Genomic DNA, 15,621 nt, shown 5'->3' with positions numbered 1-15,621 from the left:
TCAATCGAAGCGAACGGCCAGGCTAGTTTTTCGGCGCCTCGCCGGTCCAGGCGGTGCGGTCGATGTCCAGATCGGGGAAATCGTCCGGATTGAGAACCGGCCGCTGCACGCCGTTCTGCAACTGCCGCCGGAAATCCTGCAGAAGGCGCAGGCAAGTCGGCAACAGCATCATGATCGCGATCAGATTGACCAAGGCCAAGACGCCCATCATCGGATCGGAGAAGAAGAAGACCGCCGTCGCACCGGGCGCCACCGCGCCCAGGAAGACGATGCCCATGATCACCACCCGCAGCACGTTCAGCGCCATCGGATGTCCGGTGATCGTGGTCAGCGCGTTTTCCCCCAGATAGTAGTTGTAGATGATCGAGCTGAAGGCGAAGAGCAGGATGATGAAGGTCAGGAAATACTGCGTCCACTCACCCAGGTGATAGACCAGCGATTGTTGGGTCAGCACAATGCCGTCGATCGCCTCCTCGCCCGGCGCATAGACGTCGCCCAGCAGGATGACGAAGGCCGTGCAGGAGCAGATCAGGATCGTGTCGATGAAGACCGAAAAGGACTGCGTGATTCCCTGGCTGATCGGGTGGCGGACATCCGCCGTGGCCGCCACGTTCGGCGCGGACCCCAACCCAGCCTCATTGGAGAACAGGCCTCGGCGCAGACCCTGCGCGATGGCGGCACCGATCCCGCCGCCGACCGCCTCTTCGAAGCCCAGCGCATTGGCCACGATCGACCAGATGACGCCCGGAAGGTCGCCGATATTGATCACGATGACGACCAGCGCCATGGCGATATAGGCCAGCGCCATGATCGGGATGACGATATCGGCGACCTTGGCGATGCGGCGGATGCCGCCGAACACGACGAACCCGGCAATGATGGTCAGCAGCCCGCCGGTCCACCAGCGGTCGATGCCCAGGCTTTCCTCCGCCGCGCCGGCGACCGTATTGCCCTGGAACGCATTGAACCCGATCGCGAAGGCGGCAATCAGACAGATCGCATAGAGTACCGCCAGCCAGCGGTAATTTGCCCCCAGCCCATGAATGATGGACCGGGCGGGACCGCCGCGGAACATGCCGTCCGGCTCCCGGCGCTTATAGAGCTGCGCCAACGAACATTCGACGAGGCTGGTCGCCATGCCGACCAGGGCAATCGCCCACATCCAGAATACGGCGCCCGGTCCGCCCAATGTGATCGCAACTGCCACACCGGCGATATTACCGCCACCGACGCGCCCGCCAACCGACACCAGGAGAGCCTGCCGCGCCGAGATCGCGTTGGGATCGCCGCTTTGGTTCTTGGACGACAACACGCGGAACATGCGGCCGAAAAACCGAAACTGAACAAAGCCGGTCAGACAGGTAATGAAAATGCCGAAGACGACCAGAATGGGAATAAGCGACCAACCCCAGGTGAAATCGCCGATGGCCCCGAAGAGCCCTTCGATTAAAGACATACTCCACCTCCAATTCCTTACTATGTTTTGGCGCCGGCCGCCTTTCCGGCTTATCGCCAGCAGGTAGACAGTAAACTAACAAACCTATCGGTTGTGTCGTGACAATTTTTGGCCGACCGCTGAAAGGCCACGGATTTCAGGTCTCGAAATCGAGAAAGCAGAGAATGCGGCTGACGGCGCCGGTTTCATCGCGAAACGGCAGTCCCAGACTGCAATAATGGGATCGGTGCCGATATTCCTCGACATGCCAGGTCAACGGGATGCGGGCGAAGTAAGGAATGCGATGCTCAACAACCGCCGTCAGCCGACGAATGCCGTCCTTCATATCCGCCTCGTCCAGCCAAGTCCCTTTGAGGTCGTGGCCGACCGCCCGAACGACGGATGTGCCCCACAGCCGGATTTGAAATCGCAGCGGGTCATAGACAACGCCGATCAGATCGGACCAAGGCAATGCGGTTCTTGGAATCTTCAACGGGTCGATCGACGCCACGGGAGGCAGCGAACCGTCTGGCATTTCGTGTCGCCAATAGGCCAGGGCGTCCGACAGATGCGCGGCGGGAAATCCATGGTCGCGCAGATAAGCGCGGTCCTCGGCCGCCTCTACCCACAGATCCGTTCCGGAAATGCCGTCGAATATCATCCAGCCTTTTTAGACCAATTCGACGCATACGCGTAAATTTTAGAGATCCCGTAACCTAAAGGTCCCTACGATTGAGGAAGCTTCCGCCTTTCAGGACCGCGCGGATATGTCGTTCGGGCTGTGCCAGGCAGGATATGTCGCTCAACGGATCGCCATCGACGACAATCAGATCGGCATAGAATCCCTGCCTCACCCGGCCGATGCGGTCGGCCATGCCGAAAAGCTGCGCGGCATTCAGGGTCGCCTGACGCACCAGATCGGCGGGCTGAACGACCTCGCTTCGGATCGTGAACTCCTCCGACTGCCGCCGGTGCATCTGACCCAGCAGGTCCGAGCCATAAGCGATATGCACACCGCCGCGATAAGCCTTCTCCAGCGCCACCAATCCGGCGTCGAGGACGTCCCAGGTCTTCTTCACCAGATCGGCGGCCAAGCCCGCGGCTTCGCCCTCCTCCACCAATGAACGGTAAATGATCAAGGTCGGCACCAGGGTCGCGCCATGGGCGTTCAACAGCCGAACGGATTCATCGTCCAGCAGATTGCCATGTTCAATCGATGTGACCCCGGCACGGACCGCGCGGTTGATCGCCCGGGCGGTATAGGCGTGGGCCATGACGGGGATCAATGCCGCCTCGGCCTCGCCCACAATGGCGCGCAATTCGGATTCGGAGAACTGGGTCGAGGTGATCCGGTCGGTCGGGGATGAGACACCGCCCGACGCCATGATCTTAAGATGCGTCGCGCCACGCCGGATCTCCTCCCGCGCCGCGCGCAGCACCTCCGGGACGCCATCGCAGACATGGCCTAACCCGGCACAGCAGAAACATTGATCCAACCCGTCCTCGCCGGGCCCGCGCAGATCGCCATGCCCGCCGGTCTGGGACAGGGCGTGGCCGCAGAACAGCAGGCGGGGCCCGTCGATGCGCCCTTCTTCGACCGCCTTGGCCAGGCCCCAATCCGCGCCGCCGGCGTCCCGCACCGTGGTAAAGCCCCGACTGGCCATACCGCGCAAGGTCTCGGCCGCCCGCGCAGCGACATAAAAGGGCGAGGTCGACTTCAGCTTCGCGAAATCCGCGGTGAAGGCGGTGACATGGACATGGGCATCGCATAGGCCCGGCATCAACGTCCGGCCCTTCAGATCAATTTCCTCAGCGCCATCACATCGAATTGCGCCGGTTTCGATCTCCGCAACCCGGCCGTCCCGCAACAGGACGGAATGCTCGCCCAACAACGCCCCGGCCTCGGTATCCAGGATATTTGCGTTGCGAAGAACGATGTCATGGGGCTGGGTCACGGTGGCTCTCTCCTGCATCAGATCGGCTCATGGGTCCGAATGGGTTCGTGACCGATCTAAGCACCCGGACTAAGGTCGATCCAGCCCTGTACGGAAAATATGGCCAAGCGCCGTATCAGGATTCCGGCGGCGCCCCGCCGCGTGCGGTTCGGTCGGCGATGAACTGGTCGATCCGATCGGCCGCCTCAGCCCCTCCGGACGGCGGTTCGAACCCGGCCAGAACGCTCTGCCAAATATCGGTCGCGCGCTCGGTCGAGGTCAGGCCCCCTGCCTCGCTCCAACTGCCGAAATTCGACAGATCCGCGACCAGGGGCGCGTAGAAGGCCGTCTGATACCGTTCCATCGTATGCGCGGTAGCGAAGAAATGACCGCCCGGCTTGACGTCGGCGATGGCATCGAAACCGATCTCGGCGGCATCCCCGCCCGGCGGAATGCAAAGCTCAGCGAAGGTCTGGAGCGATTCCACGTCGTTGATGAATTTCTCATATCCGAAGCTGAGCCCGCCCTCCAGCCAGCCCGCCGCATGAACCGTCACCGTTGCATTGGCCAGGACCGCACCCCAGGCGCTCATCACCGTTTCATTGGCGGCCTGTGCGTCTGAAATATTGGCGGCCGACCCCGCCGCCCCGCGCCAGGGCAGCCCGATATGACGGGCCAGTTGGCCGGTGCCCAGCGCCGCCTTGATATGTTCCGGCGTGCCAAAGGCGGGCGACCCGGATTTCATATCGACATTGGACGAGAACCCGCCATAGGCGACCGGCGCACCGGGCCGGACATGCTGCGCCAGGGCGATCCCGGCCAGGGCCTCGGCATGCTGCAGCGTCAGCGCGCCGGACACCGTGATCGGCGCCATCGCCCCGGCCAGGCAGAAGGGCGTTATGACCGAAAGCTGGTTGTGCCGCGCGAAATCGATAATGCCCTGGGTCATCGGGCGGTCCAACTGGCGGGGCGAATTACTATTGATGATCGTCGTCGCCCAGACACCGTCTTCGAAACCGGCCTGATCCAGACCGCGCGCGCGCTGGATCATTTCGAAGCATTCCAGGACCTGGGGCGTCCCCCGGGCATAAACGAACATCGGCTTGTCCGTCAGGGCGAGCTGCGCGCGGGTCATGGCGTAATGGCGCAGGGCCACCGGCACATCCTGCGGTTCCGCCGACGGCCCCAGCACGTGAATGACGTCGAAGCTCTGTTGCAGCGTCAGCGTCTCTTCGAAATCTCGCAACGATCCGGGTCGCCGTCCGCGCAGCCGGTCCGTCGCATGCGGGCAGCCCGCCCCCGCCATGAACAACATGGCACCCAGTTCGAAGGTCTGGGCGCGGTCCGGGTTTGCCGCGCGCAAAACGAAGGATCGCGGCGCGGTTTTCAGGGCCTGTTCGATAATGTCCCGACCGATCCGGACCATCTCGGTATCGTCGTCGACGATCGCGCCGGCTTCGCGGAAAACAGCGCGTCCTTCCGGCAAAAGGACCTTCAGACCCAGCTCCTCCAGCACCCGCAGGGCGGTGTCGTGCATCGCCTGGACGGCATCGTCGCTGAAGGCGGGCTGCGGCTGGAACGGGTGGCGAAGATGGGTGTAATCGGGCTTGCGCAACGGCGCCGTCTGGCCGCCGCCCCGTCTGCGTCCCCGTCGTCCGGCGGTGTCCTGAATTCTGGCCATGGCCCTGTCCTCCTTCAACGCGGGGCAGTCTCACAGCGGGACGGCGGAAGAAGAAATGAATTTTTTCGATCCCGAGTTGGGAACCGCCGATCCTACCCGACCGAAACCGCGTCGAATGCCGCCGGGGGCGCGACGAATGCCTCCTGCGCGTCGAGGATCGCCAGTTCGCGCGTGCCCACCCGCGCCGTCGCCTGGAACACTGCCTGAACCGATGCCGACGTGGCAGCCAGGGCGTCCGGTGGGGCCAGGCCGTCCAATAGATTCGCCAGGAAAAGCGCGGCCGTCAGATCGCCGGCCCCGTTCGGTGGCGGGGTCAGATCCAGTTTCGGCGTCGCAACCAGCCAGGCGCCCTCGCCCGTGACCGTCAGCATCTCGATCATGCCGTCCGGTGTGCCTTCGCGCTCCAGGGAGGTCAGCAGCACGGTATCCGGCCCGGACCGGCGCAGCGCCTGACAGGACGCCACCGCATCCTCGAGACGGACAATCGGAATCCCGGTCAGCAATTCGAGTTCAAAGGCGTTGGGCGTCGCGATGTCCGCTGCCGGGATTGCCCGATCACGCATGAAATCCGGAATATTGTCCCGAACGTAAACGCCGGGCGCCGCGTCGCCCATGACGGGATCGCAGCAGTAAACCGCGTCCGGATTATGCTTTCGGACCCGCGCCACGGCGTCCAGCACGGCCTCCCCCAGCGCCGCGTCGCCCAGATAACCGCTCAAGACCGCGCGGCACTGCGACAGGAACCCCTGACGCTCCAGTCCGGCAACCACTTCGCGGATCGTTTCTGGGGAAAAGATCGGCCCGGCGGGCGGTCCATATCCGGCATGCGCGGCGAACATGACCGTGTGAACGGCCCAGACCTCCCACCCCTTACGCTGTAGCGGAAAGGTTGCCGCAGCATTGCCGACATGACCAAAGGCGACATGGGATTGAATCGACAAAATGGCCATGTACGAACGGGCCTTCACTGGACTGGTCTATGGGCGCGGCGGCATCTGTGTTTCACTTGATCGGCCCGAACCGCGCGCATAATCAAGTACGGGACCGCCGCACTCTAGCCACCCCGACCGCCCCTTCACAAGGCGGTCATGCGACCTTCTTCCACCTGAAAGGCCCCGCGCCGATGCCGTCTTCGCCCCCCGCCTTCGTGCCGCCCAAGCCGGACAACATCAAGGGCGCGGTCTATGTGGTGATGTGCTGCATGTTGCTGGCCGGGACGACCTTGATCGCCCGGTCGCTGGGGCCGCAGATTGCAGGTGACGAGGCCCTGCACCCGCTTCAGATCAGCTGGGCACGGTTCTTCTTCGGGGCATCGGTCGTGGTACCCCTGGCCCTGATGCGCGGCCATTCCTTCCGGCAATCCGCCTATGGCCTGCATGCCGGGCGCGTCGCCATGGGCTATGGCGGGGTGGTCGGGCTGTTCACGGCGGCAGGCCTGATGCCGCTGACCGACGCAACCGCGATCAGCTTTCTCAGCCCCCTCTTCGCGATGGTCTTCGCGGTTGTTTTCCTGAAGGAACTGGTTGGGGTCTGGCGCTGGGGTGCGGCCGCCATCGCCTTCATGGGCGCGCTGGTCCTGACCCGCCCCGGCATGGATACGTTCCAACCCGCCGCATTGATCGCATTGGCCGCCGCCGCCTTCATGGGCGCGGAGCTGATCTTCATCAAGATGTTGAGCGGACGCGAACCGCCCCTGAAAATTCTGGCGATCAACAACGGCATGGGCGCGCTGGTCGCAACGGTTCCGGCCGTACTTTTCTGGCGCGAACCGACGGCGGAGCAATGGGGCATGATGATCCTGCTGGGCGTCATGATGATTTCCGCCCAGACGCTGTTCCTCAAGGGCATCGCCCTGGCGGAGGCCAATGTCGCGGCCCCATTCTTCTACACCACACTGATCTTCGCGACGGTTTACGGCTGGCTGTTGTTCGGTGAAACGCCCGGAACCGTGACCGCCTTGGGCGCTGGCCTGATCGTGTTGGGCGCGCTGATCCTGACATGGCGCGAAAATCTGGCGCGGAACCGGCAAAAAGGGAATTGAGATTTCCGAATAGCGGAATATATTTCGCACCATGGAAATTCACCCCATTCATATCTGTTAACGAGGTTCCGCCATGGTTGCCGACGCCCGCCCCCGCCGCTCCGTCCTTTACATGCCCGGTTCCAACCCGCGCGCTCTGCAGAAAGGCCGGTCGCTGGCGGCGGATGCGCTGATCCTGGATCTGGAGGACGCCGTGGCGCCCGAGGCCAAGACGGAAGCGCGCGGGAACATCGCGGAGGCTTTGGCCGAAGGCGGTTATGGCAAGCGGGAAATCCTGGTCCGGGTGAACGGTCTGGAAACGCCCTGGGGCCGGGACGATCTGATCGCCATGGCCAAGACCGGCGCCGGCGGAATCCTGTTGCCCAAGGTCGAAAGCGCCGACAGCGTGCGCAAGGCGATTGCCGTGCTGGACGCGGCCGGCGGACCGATGGACCTGCCGATCTGGTGCATGATCGAAACCCCGATGGGCGTTTTGCACGCGGAGGAAATCGCCGCCGCCTCCCCGCGTGTCGCGGGCTTCGTGATGGGAACATCGGACCTGGCGAAGGAACTGCATTGCCTGCACACCCCGGCGCGCCTGCCCTTCATGACCAGCCTCAACCACACCATCCTGGTCGCGCGCGCCTATGGATTGGCCGCACTGGACGGGGTCCATCTGGACCTCGCCGACGATGACGGTTTCGCGCAAAGCTGCCTTCAGGGGCTGGAACTGGGCTTTGACGGCAAGACGCTGATCCACCCGAAGACCATCGAAAAGGCGAATGAGGTATTCGGACCGAGCGAACAGGAAGTCGCCCGCAGCAAGGAGATCATCGCCGCTTTCGAAGCCGCACAGACGGAAGGCAAGGGCCTCGTCGTCCTTGACGGAAAGCTGGTCGAGAATCTGCATGTCGAGAATGCGAAGCGCATCCTGGCCCTGGCGGAACGGATCGCCGAACTGGCAGCGGACCAAAGCGCAGCGGCGTGACCGAAGCGGGCAGGAATTCCCGCCCGGCGCTTCCATACCCATTTGGAACTGGCTAGTCTTGACGGACCGGGTTGCCCCGGCGCCGTACCGGAACCGGTGGGAGAGCATGCATGACATATTCCGGCCCCGGATTTATCCCGAAGGGTATTCTTCCCGCGCTGCTGATCGCGGCCGCAATCTGGACGGTGAACCCCGTACCGCCCCTTGCCCAATCCGCTTATGACCGCGGCTTCGCGGCATTCCAGTCCGGTGATTATTCCCGCGCTGCCGACATATGGACGCGTCTTGCCATTGCCGACGACGTACAGGCGCAGAACAGCCTGGGCTATCTGTTCAAACACGGATTGGGGGTCCATCAGAGCCATCAGGAAGCGGTCTACTGGTATGAACGTGCGGCGTCCCAGGGCCGAACCGAAGCGATCTATGATCTGGCTGTCATGTATGACGACGGGCTGGGCGTGCCTCGCGACATCGACCGGGCGCAAGCGCTCTACCAGCGCGCGGCACGGAACGGCTTCGCCCCGGCGCACAACAATCTGGGCATTCTGCTGGAGAAAGGGCGTGGCCTGACCAATGACCGCCGCGCCGCCTATTTCCATTATACCCTGGCCGACCGGATCGGCGGCACAGAGAAGGCCGCCGAGAATCGCCGCGACCTGGCAGGGCGTCTACCGCCGGAAGACGTCGCGATCTTGAACCGTATGGCGGCCCGCGCGTCGGACGGGGCGCTTTATCCCGGCTGGCCGCCAAAGGGTTCGGCCGGTTGGTCGCCGCCGCCCGTCGCGGATGCGGCCGTATCGCCCGCTCCGCCCATCCTTTCGGCGGCGGAGGTGAAAGCCCTGCAAGGCGACCTCGCGCGGCTGGGCTACGATCCGGGTCCGGTTGACGGTATTCTGGGCCCGGCAACCCGTCGCGCATTGCGGGCCTTCGCCCAGGACAAGGGACTGTCAGAGACCGGAAGCTCTCTCGACATGTTGGCGGAGGCAGTCGCCGAGGACGCCGCCGCCCTGCCCGATTTTGCGCTTTCTGTGCCAGACACTGTTGTCGGATCCGACCCATTCCTGAAGATCGCCGGTCGGCTGACCGGTGCCGGGGGCATTGTGACCATCGACGGCGAAGCGGTTTCGATCGCCGCCGACGGGTCGTTCGACCACGGCGTCTATGTCATCGACGGCGAAAGAACGGTTACCGTGATCGCCCAGAGCGAAGACGGGGTCGTTCTGTCGAAATCCGTTACCCTTCGGCGCGACAGGCAGGAGACGGACGATCTGGCCGCTTTGGCCGTGAAGTTGATTCCGCTGAATCCGATCCGCACGGCGACGCAATCAAATCCCGACGCCGTCGCCCTGATCATCGGAACGGAAAAGTACCGAACCCTGCCCGACGCGACTTTTGCCGACCGGGACGCCAAGGCCTTCGCCGATTACGCACAATATGTCCTGGGCGTGCCGCCGTCGCGCATCAAAACCCTGGTCGGTGAGGACGCCGGGTTCGGCGCGATCCGCAAGGCGCTTTCGCTGTGGCTTCCGACCCTGGTGCAGAAGGGCCAGAGCGATGTCTATGTCTTCTTCGCCGGGCATGGCCTGACCGATGGCGACGCGGCGGGGGCCTATCTTCTGCCCTATGACGGCGACGCGGAACTGTTGCAGTTTCTGGCGGTGCAGCGGGGCGCACTGATCGACGAATTGGCCGCGATGCAGCCGCGACAGGCGACGGTCTTTCTGGACACCTGCTTTTCCGGTCCCGGCCGGTCGGCTGAAATGCTGGTCGCGGCGCGACCGGTGTTTTCCGTGCAGGCCCCGACCGTACCGCCTACAATCGCCATCCTGTCGGCGGCGAGCGGACGACAGGTCGCGGGCACACTGGACCAACGCCGCCACGGCCTGTTCAGCTATTTCCTGATGCGCGGCCTGGAGGGCGAGGCAAATACCAACGACGACGACGTCCTGACTTTGGGCGAGTTGTCGGACTGGGTGCATGATAAAGTACGTCAGGCGGCGGGCATGCTGGGGCGACCTGCCCAGACGCCGCAATTGGACGGTGATGGAACCGCAATACTGGTGCGATACCGTTCCTAGAACCATTCACGGATTGGGTTGGAAAGGACATACAATGACCGAAACGCCCGCACCGAAATCCACAACCGGCCGGTTCTTCGAAGATTTCGAGCTGGAGCAACGGATCAACCATGCCTCCCCGCGCACGATCACCGAAGGCGATGTCGCGCTGTATCACGCGCTGACCGGCAACCGCTTCACCTTGCAGACCTCCAACCAGTTCGCCCGGCATGTCGGCTATCACGCCGCACCGGTCGACGATCTGTTCGTTTTCAACGCGGTTTTCGGTCTGTCCGTCGCCGATGTATCGATCAACGCCGTCGCCAATTTGGGCTATGCCGGCTGCGATTTCCTGGCACAGCTTTATGTCGGCGAGACAATCCGCGCCCGCTCCACGGTGATGGGACTGCGCGAGACCTCGGACGGTGAGAATGGCATCGTCTATGTTCGGACCGAAGGGTTGGACCATCGCGACGTGCCGGTCCTACGTTTCGTCCGCTGGGTGCTCGTTCCCAAGCGCGATCCGAAGAGTGGAAAATCCAAGCCGGCGACGGTGCCGGACCTACCGGACGCGGTTCGGCCGATTACCGTGCCCCGTCATCGCCTGAACCGGGATTGGGACGATGCCAGCGCGGGGTCTCCGCACCGCTGGGACGATTATGCGCTGGGCGAAAAGATCGACCATATCGACGGCGTGACGATCGAGGAAGCCGATCACATGACGGCGACACGGCTGTTCCGCAATGCCGCACGGGTCCATTTCGACGCTCACGCGATGAAGAAGACGCCGTTCGGGCGGCGCCTGGTCTATGGCGGCCATGTGATCGCGACAGCGCGGGCCTTGAGCTTCAATGGATTGGCCAATGCCTGCATTGTGTCGGCCATCAACGGCGGACGGCATACTGCGCCGGTATTCGGTGGCGATACGATCTTTGCCTGGTCCGAAGTGATCGAAAAGATCGCGCTGGAGAAGCGGGACGATATCGGCGCGCTACGGTTGCGTACGCGCGCCACAAAAAACCATCCGTGTCACGATCACCCCGCGGAAGGCCCGGAAGTCGTCTTGGACCTTGACTACACGGTCATTCTGCCGCGACGTTAGGCGCACAGAGGGGCATTTGGCGTGAAGGAATGCCAGTGTTTCGTGTCGTCTCCAAACTTCTGATCTCGTTGTCCTTGGTCCTGTCCGGGGCTTTGGTTCATCCGGCATCGGCCACAGACCTGCCCAGCCCGGCATCCCCGGTCGTGCTGACGGTATCCGGCGAAATCGCCCACACCAATATGGAAGACGAAGCCCATTTCGATCTGCCGATGTTGCAGGCGATCGGCGCTGAGAAAATCCGTACCGACACGCCTTGGGACGAAGGGGTCGTCACCTATGAAGGTGTCACCCTATCCGCATTGATGGTGGCGCTGGGCGCAAATCCCGAAATCATCGTGGTCCAGGCACTGGACGGATATGAGGCGGAAATTCCGGCGGAGGATTTCAGCCGGTTCGGCGTTATCCTGGCCTGGTCCCGGGACGGCGAATTGATGCCGGTGCGCGGGAAAGGTCCGCTGCGGATCATGTATCCATTCGATTCCGACGGCATCCTAGGGACGGAGAAATACTCGGCACGGGCCGTCTGGCAGGTGGATCGGGTCATCGTAAAATGAAAGGCACCGCCGCCCCGGCCGTTCTGTCGCGACAGGTTTTTGCGATCTCCGCGATCGTGTGCCTGTTGTTCCTGGTCGGGGCGCTGATCGTTCTCTACCGTCAGAACGAGGCACTGACCGAACAATATTTCGAACGCGCTGCCGTCGTCCCGTCCCAGCTGCGCTCGCATTACAATCTGACACGCTACAACTTGCTGCTCGTCGCTCAGGGCGGATCCGGGGCCGACCGGGATGCCGCCCTGTTGGAATTCGACATCTTCTTTGAACGAACCTTCGACATCCGGCGGCGGCCGCCCTATCGCGACCTGATTGGCGGAACCATGTCAGACCGCTATGCCCGCCTGGAGGAATTGGTTCTGGCGGCGGAGCCGGCAATCGACCGCTTGCGGGCCGCGGGACAGGCCGACGCGCCGGCCATCGCGAGGGAAATCCTGACGATCCTTGACGGCTATGACCGGGAATTCGCCAGCATCGCCTCCCGCCTGAACCAAGTCTTCACGGAAAGCCGCCAGGAGGCGGAAGAAAATCTGATCTATACCCTGCGGATCATCATCGGCATGCTGATCGGCGTCGTCCTGGCGGCGGGGACCGTCATCTTCATCCATTTGCGGCATCTGCGGCGGTTGGCACAGGCCAATGCGGATCTGACCCGGCTGTCGGCCGACCTGACCCAGGCGCGCGAACAGGCTGAACGCGCAAACCGCGCCAAATCGGAATTCCTGGCCAGCATGAGCCACGAGTTGCGCACCCCGCTGAACGCGATCATCGGGTTTTCCGACATGATCCGGCAAAACTATGCCGGTCGGGTCAGCGACCGGGCACGGGAATACGCCGCCGATATCAACATGAGCGGTATGCACCTGCTGGCGCTGGTCAGTTCGATTCTGGATACGTCACGCATCGAACAGGGAACTTTCGAACTGGAGGAACAGGTGTTTCCCTTGGGCCCGGTCGTGACCGAGGTTCTGGAGATGATGTCCGTCAGTTTCGAACATCAACAGATCACGCCGTTCTGCGATGCTTTCGATCCCCCCAGGGGCGATATCCGGATTTATGCCGACCGGAAGGCATTGAAACAGATGCTGATTAATCTTGTCACCAATGCAGTCAAATTCACCCCGAATGGCGGTAGGGTCGGCATCGACAGGGGCGACGGATCGGATGGTGGTTTCACCCTAATTGTCTGGGATACCGGCATCGGCATCCCGGAATCGGACCTGCCGCGCATCCAGAAAGCGTTCGAACGCGGCAGCAACCGTGTCACCGCCGACCAGGCCGCCGCCGCGGCCGAAGGGGTCGGTTTGGGCCTGTCGATCACCAAGGCGCTGATCGAGAAACACGGCGGCACGATGACTATCGAAAGCGTCCTGGACAAAGGCACGAAGGTCACATTGAACTTTCCACCGGAGCGACGCGCGGCGATCGACATCGATCAACCGCGGACTTGAGCCACCGCGCGAGACCGCCTAGAACTTCGTCCGGAATTCATCCGATAACCAAGAAATGGGCGGCCCCCCAGCGCCTTGGCGCCCCCGCCTGTGGGAGAATGATTATGGTGGAAACGATCTCGCATTTCGTCGGCGGTCAGCATGTGGCCGGTACCAGCGGCCGCTTCGGCGACGTCTTCAATCCCGCGACCGGCGAAGTCGCCTCGAAAGTCGCCTATGCCAGCCGCGCCGAAATCGACGCCGTCGTCCGTAACGCCGTCGCCGCGCATGAGGTCTGGTCGAACACACCGTCCCCGAAACGCGCCGCCGTCATTTTCCGCATGCGTGAGCTGATGGTCGCGAACAAGGACCGCCTGGCGCAGGAACTGTGCAAGGAACACGGCAAGACGCTGGCCGACGCGGCGGGCGAAATTCAGCGCGGCATCGACGTCGTCGAATTCGCCGCCGGTGCGCCGCACCTGATGAAGGGTGAGTTCAACCATAACATCGGCGGCGGTATCGATCTGTATTCGATCCGCGAACCGGTGGGCGTCATCGGCGGCATCACGCCGTTCAACTTCCCGGTCATGATCCCGCTGTGGATGGGTGCGATGGCGATCGCCTGCGGCAACGCCTATATCAACAAGCCGTCCGAGCGCGATCCGTCGGCCCCGATGATGCTGGCGGAACTGTGGAAGGAAGCCGGCCTGCCGGACGGCGTCTGGAACGTCGTCCACGGCGACAAGGAAGCCGTCGACGCACTGCTGGAACATCCGGATGTTCCGGCGATCAGCTTCGTCGGCTCGACCCCGGTCGGCGAATACATTTATCAGCACGGCTGCGCTCACAACAAACGGGTCCAGGCCTTCTGCGGCGCCAAGAACCATATGGTCATCATGCCGGACGCCGACATGGATCAGGCCGCGGACGCCCTGATCGGCGCCGGCTACGGCTCGGCGGGCGAACGCTGCATGGCGATCTCGGTGGCCGTGCCGGTCGGCGAGGAAACCTCCAAGGCGCTGGTCGACCGCCTCGTCCCGAAGGTTCAGGCCCTGCGCATCGGCCCGTATAACGATCCGGAAGCCGACATCAATCCGCTGATCACCCGCCAGGCGAAGGAACGCGTCGAAAGCCTGATTCAGCGCGGCGTGGACGAAGGCGCCAGCCTGCTGGTCGACGGCCGTGGCGCAACGCTCCAGGGCTACGAGAACGGCTTCTTCGTCGGGGCCACCCTGATCGATCAGGTCCAGACCAATATGGAAATCTACAAGACCGAGATTTTCGGCCCGGTCCTGTCCGTCATGGCACCCTGCGGTTACGAAGATGCGGTTCAGATGATCAACGATCATGAATACGGCAACGGGGTCGCGATCTTCACCCGCGACGGCGATACGGCCCGTGCCTTCTCCAATTCCGTCGATGTCGGCATGATCGGCGTCAACGTGCCGATCCCGGTGCCGATGGCGTTCCACAATTTCGGCGGCGCCAAGCGGTCCAAGTTTGGCGACACCCAGATGCACGGTCCGGAATCGATCCGTTTCTTCACCAAGATGAAGACGATCTCCAGCCGTTGGCCGTCGGGCATCAAGGAAGGCGCGCAGCTTGCCTTCCCGACGAACAACTGACCGTCGCCTGACGAATAGTGTTTGAAGAGCCCCCGGCCGCCGCGCCGGGGGTTTTTCGTTTTAGCCGCCTTGGCCCGGCAGCAGGGATTCGTCGTCGGGTCGGCCCGGGATCATGTTCCGGTCGATGTTCCAGGCGATGCTGATCCGGTGCCCGTCGCCCATATGCGGCGTGACGTAATGGGTCACGAAACTGGGAAATAGCACCAGGGTTCCGGGATCCAGCGGCGGGTAAACCTGTGACGTCACCAGCCCCTGTTTCGTGGGACAGCAACGCTGAACGCGCGGATCGGAAATCCCCAGCGCGCCATTGAACTGTTCCCGGTCGCCCGGTTCCGGCGGCAATAGATGGTAGACCGCACTGACCTCCGTCCGGCGATGGCCGTGCGGACCGATATACTCGCCCTTGCGGGAGACATTGGCCCAGACATCGTCGATATGCGCCGTCTTCGCACCGGTAATCCGGCGAAAGGCTTCCTTCACCCTCTCGTTCAGCAGGGTGATGGTCGGACATTGCCATGACCCGAAGTCGCGGATCTTGGCACCGCCGCCGCCGACCCACCGTCCCTGCTCGGATTCCTGCGCCCGAAAGGCCGCCTCGGCGTCCAGCAATGGCTGTTCCAACAGGGACAAAATCCGGTCGTTGTCCGGAAAGATCGCAACACAGACCAGCGGATCGATATGCTGCAATATGACGTTCTTGGGCCAGACATCGACCTGGGCCGGCCCGATAGGCACCGTCTTCCTCACCCGTTCCCCCCCGGTCAAGAAGCGCTTAAATTTTGCGCAGTATGACCGGTG

At 63.0% G+C, this 15,621-nt stretch carries 13 protein-coding genes; 7 read left to right on the top strand and 6 right to left on the bottom strand.

Annotation, left to right across the window (positions count from 1 at the left end):
- Positions 1-22: 22 nt before the first annotated feature.
- The 5 genes from ACO06O_RS05450 to pdxY all read right to left on the bottom strand — a co-directional run bounded on the left by ACO06O_RS05450 (position 23) and on the right by pdxY (position 6,000).
- Complete coding sequence (locus tag ACO06O_RS05450) at positions 23-1,456, bottom strand: alanine/glycine:cation symporter family protein (protein ID WP_421877102.1); 1,434 nt, start codon at positions 1,454-1,456, stop codon at positions 23-25.
- A 136-nt stretch (positions 1,457-1,592) separates the two neighbouring features.
- On the bottom strand, positions 1,593-2,096 hold the full coding sequence (locus ACO06O_RS05445; RefSeq protein ID WP_421877100.1) for a PAS domain-containing protein: 504 nt from the start codon (positions 2,094-2,096) through the stop codon (positions 1,593-1,595).
- Between the two features lie 55 nt (positions 2,097-2,151).
- Positions 2,152-3,390 (bottom strand): amidohydrolase family protein, encoded by a 1,239-nt coding sequence (locus ACO06O_RS05440; RefSeq protein WP_421877098.1) that lies wholly within the window; start codon positions 3,388-3,390, stop codon positions 2,152-2,154.
- Between the two features lie 115 nt (positions 3,391-3,505).
- A complete protein-coding gene (locus tag ACO06O_RS05435) occupies positions 3,506-5,050 on the bottom strand; it encodes a trimethylamine methyltransferase family protein (protein WP_421877096.1) in 1,545 nt (514 codons plus the stop codon).
- A gap of 92 nt (positions 5,051-5,142) precedes the next feature.
- A complete protein-coding gene (gene pdxY, locus ACO06O_RS05430; protein WP_421877094.1) occupies positions 5,143-6,000 on the bottom strand; it encodes a pyridoxal kinase PdxY in 858 nt (285 codons plus the stop codon).
- Between the two features lie 173 nt (positions 6,001-6,173).
- Between pdxY and ACO06O_RS05425 the strand changes: the two genes are divergently transcribed.
- From ACO06O_RS05425 to ACO06O_RS05395, 7 genes are all read left to right on the top strand, one after another.
- Positions 6,174-7,091: a DMT family transporter gene (locus tag ACO06O_RS05425; RefSeq protein ID WP_421877092.1), complete on the top strand. Its 918-nt coding sequence runs from the start codon at positions 6,174-6,176 to the stop codon at positions 7,089-7,091.
- A 73-nt stretch (positions 7,092-7,164) separates the two neighbouring features.
- Entirely contained in the window at positions 7,165-8,058 is an 894-nt protein-coding gene (locus tag ACO06O_RS05420) for an HpcH/HpaI aldolase/citrate lyase family protein (RefSeq protein WP_421877090.1), read from the top strand.
- A 110-nt stretch (positions 8,059-8,168) separates the two neighbouring features.
- Positions 8,169-10,136 (top strand): peptidoglycan-binding protein, encoded by a 1,968-nt coding sequence (locus ACO06O_RS05415; RefSeq protein WP_421877088.1) that lies wholly within the window; start codon positions 8,169-8,171, stop codon positions 10,134-10,136.
- Between the two features lie 34 nt (positions 10,137-10,170).
- On the top strand, positions 10,171-11,217 hold the full coding sequence (locus ACO06O_RS05410) for a MaoC family dehydratase (RefSeq protein WP_421877086.1): 1,047 nt from the start codon (positions 10,171-10,173) through the stop codon (positions 11,215-11,217).
- A gap of 35 nt (positions 11,218-11,252) precedes the next feature.
- Complete coding sequence (locus tag ACO06O_RS05405) at positions 11,253-11,771, top strand: molybdopterin-dependent oxidoreductase (RefSeq protein WP_421877084.1); 519 nt, start codon at positions 11,253-11,255, stop codon at positions 11,769-11,771.
- The gene (locus tag ACO06O_RS05400) at positions 11,768-13,219 is read left to right on the top strand and encodes a sensor histidine kinase (RefSeq protein WP_421877082.1); all 1,452 of its coding nucleotides are present in this window, start codon (positions 11,768-11,770) and stop codon (positions 13,217-13,219) included. The genes ACO06O_RS05405 and ACO06O_RS05400 overlap by 4 nt, the downstream gene beginning before the upstream one ends.
- A 104-nt stretch (positions 13,220-13,323) precedes the next feature.
- A complete protein-coding gene (locus ACO06O_RS05395; protein ID WP_420417446.1) occupies positions 13,324-14,823 on the top strand; it encodes a CoA-acylating methylmalonate-semialdehyde dehydrogenase in 1,500 nt (499 codons plus the stop codon).
- A 60-nt stretch (positions 14,824-14,883) separates the two neighbouring features.
- On the opposite strand, the gene ACO06O_RS05390 is transcribed toward ACO06O_RS05395, so the two are convergent.
- Complete coding sequence (locus ACO06O_RS05390) at positions 14,884-15,558, bottom strand: putative 2OG-Fe(II) oxygenase (RefSeq protein ID WP_420417447.1); 675 nt, start codon at positions 15,556-15,558, stop codon at positions 14,884-14,886.
- Between the last annotated feature and the right edge of the window lie 63 nt (positions 15,559-15,621).

It is taken from the genome of Pacificispira sp., assembly GCF_965228185.1.
Classification (GTDB): domain Bacteria; phylum Pseudomonadota; class Alphaproteobacteria; order UBA8366; family Aestuariispiraceae; genus Pacificispira.
This window is presented reverse-complemented; position numbering and strand designations above follow the sequence as displayed.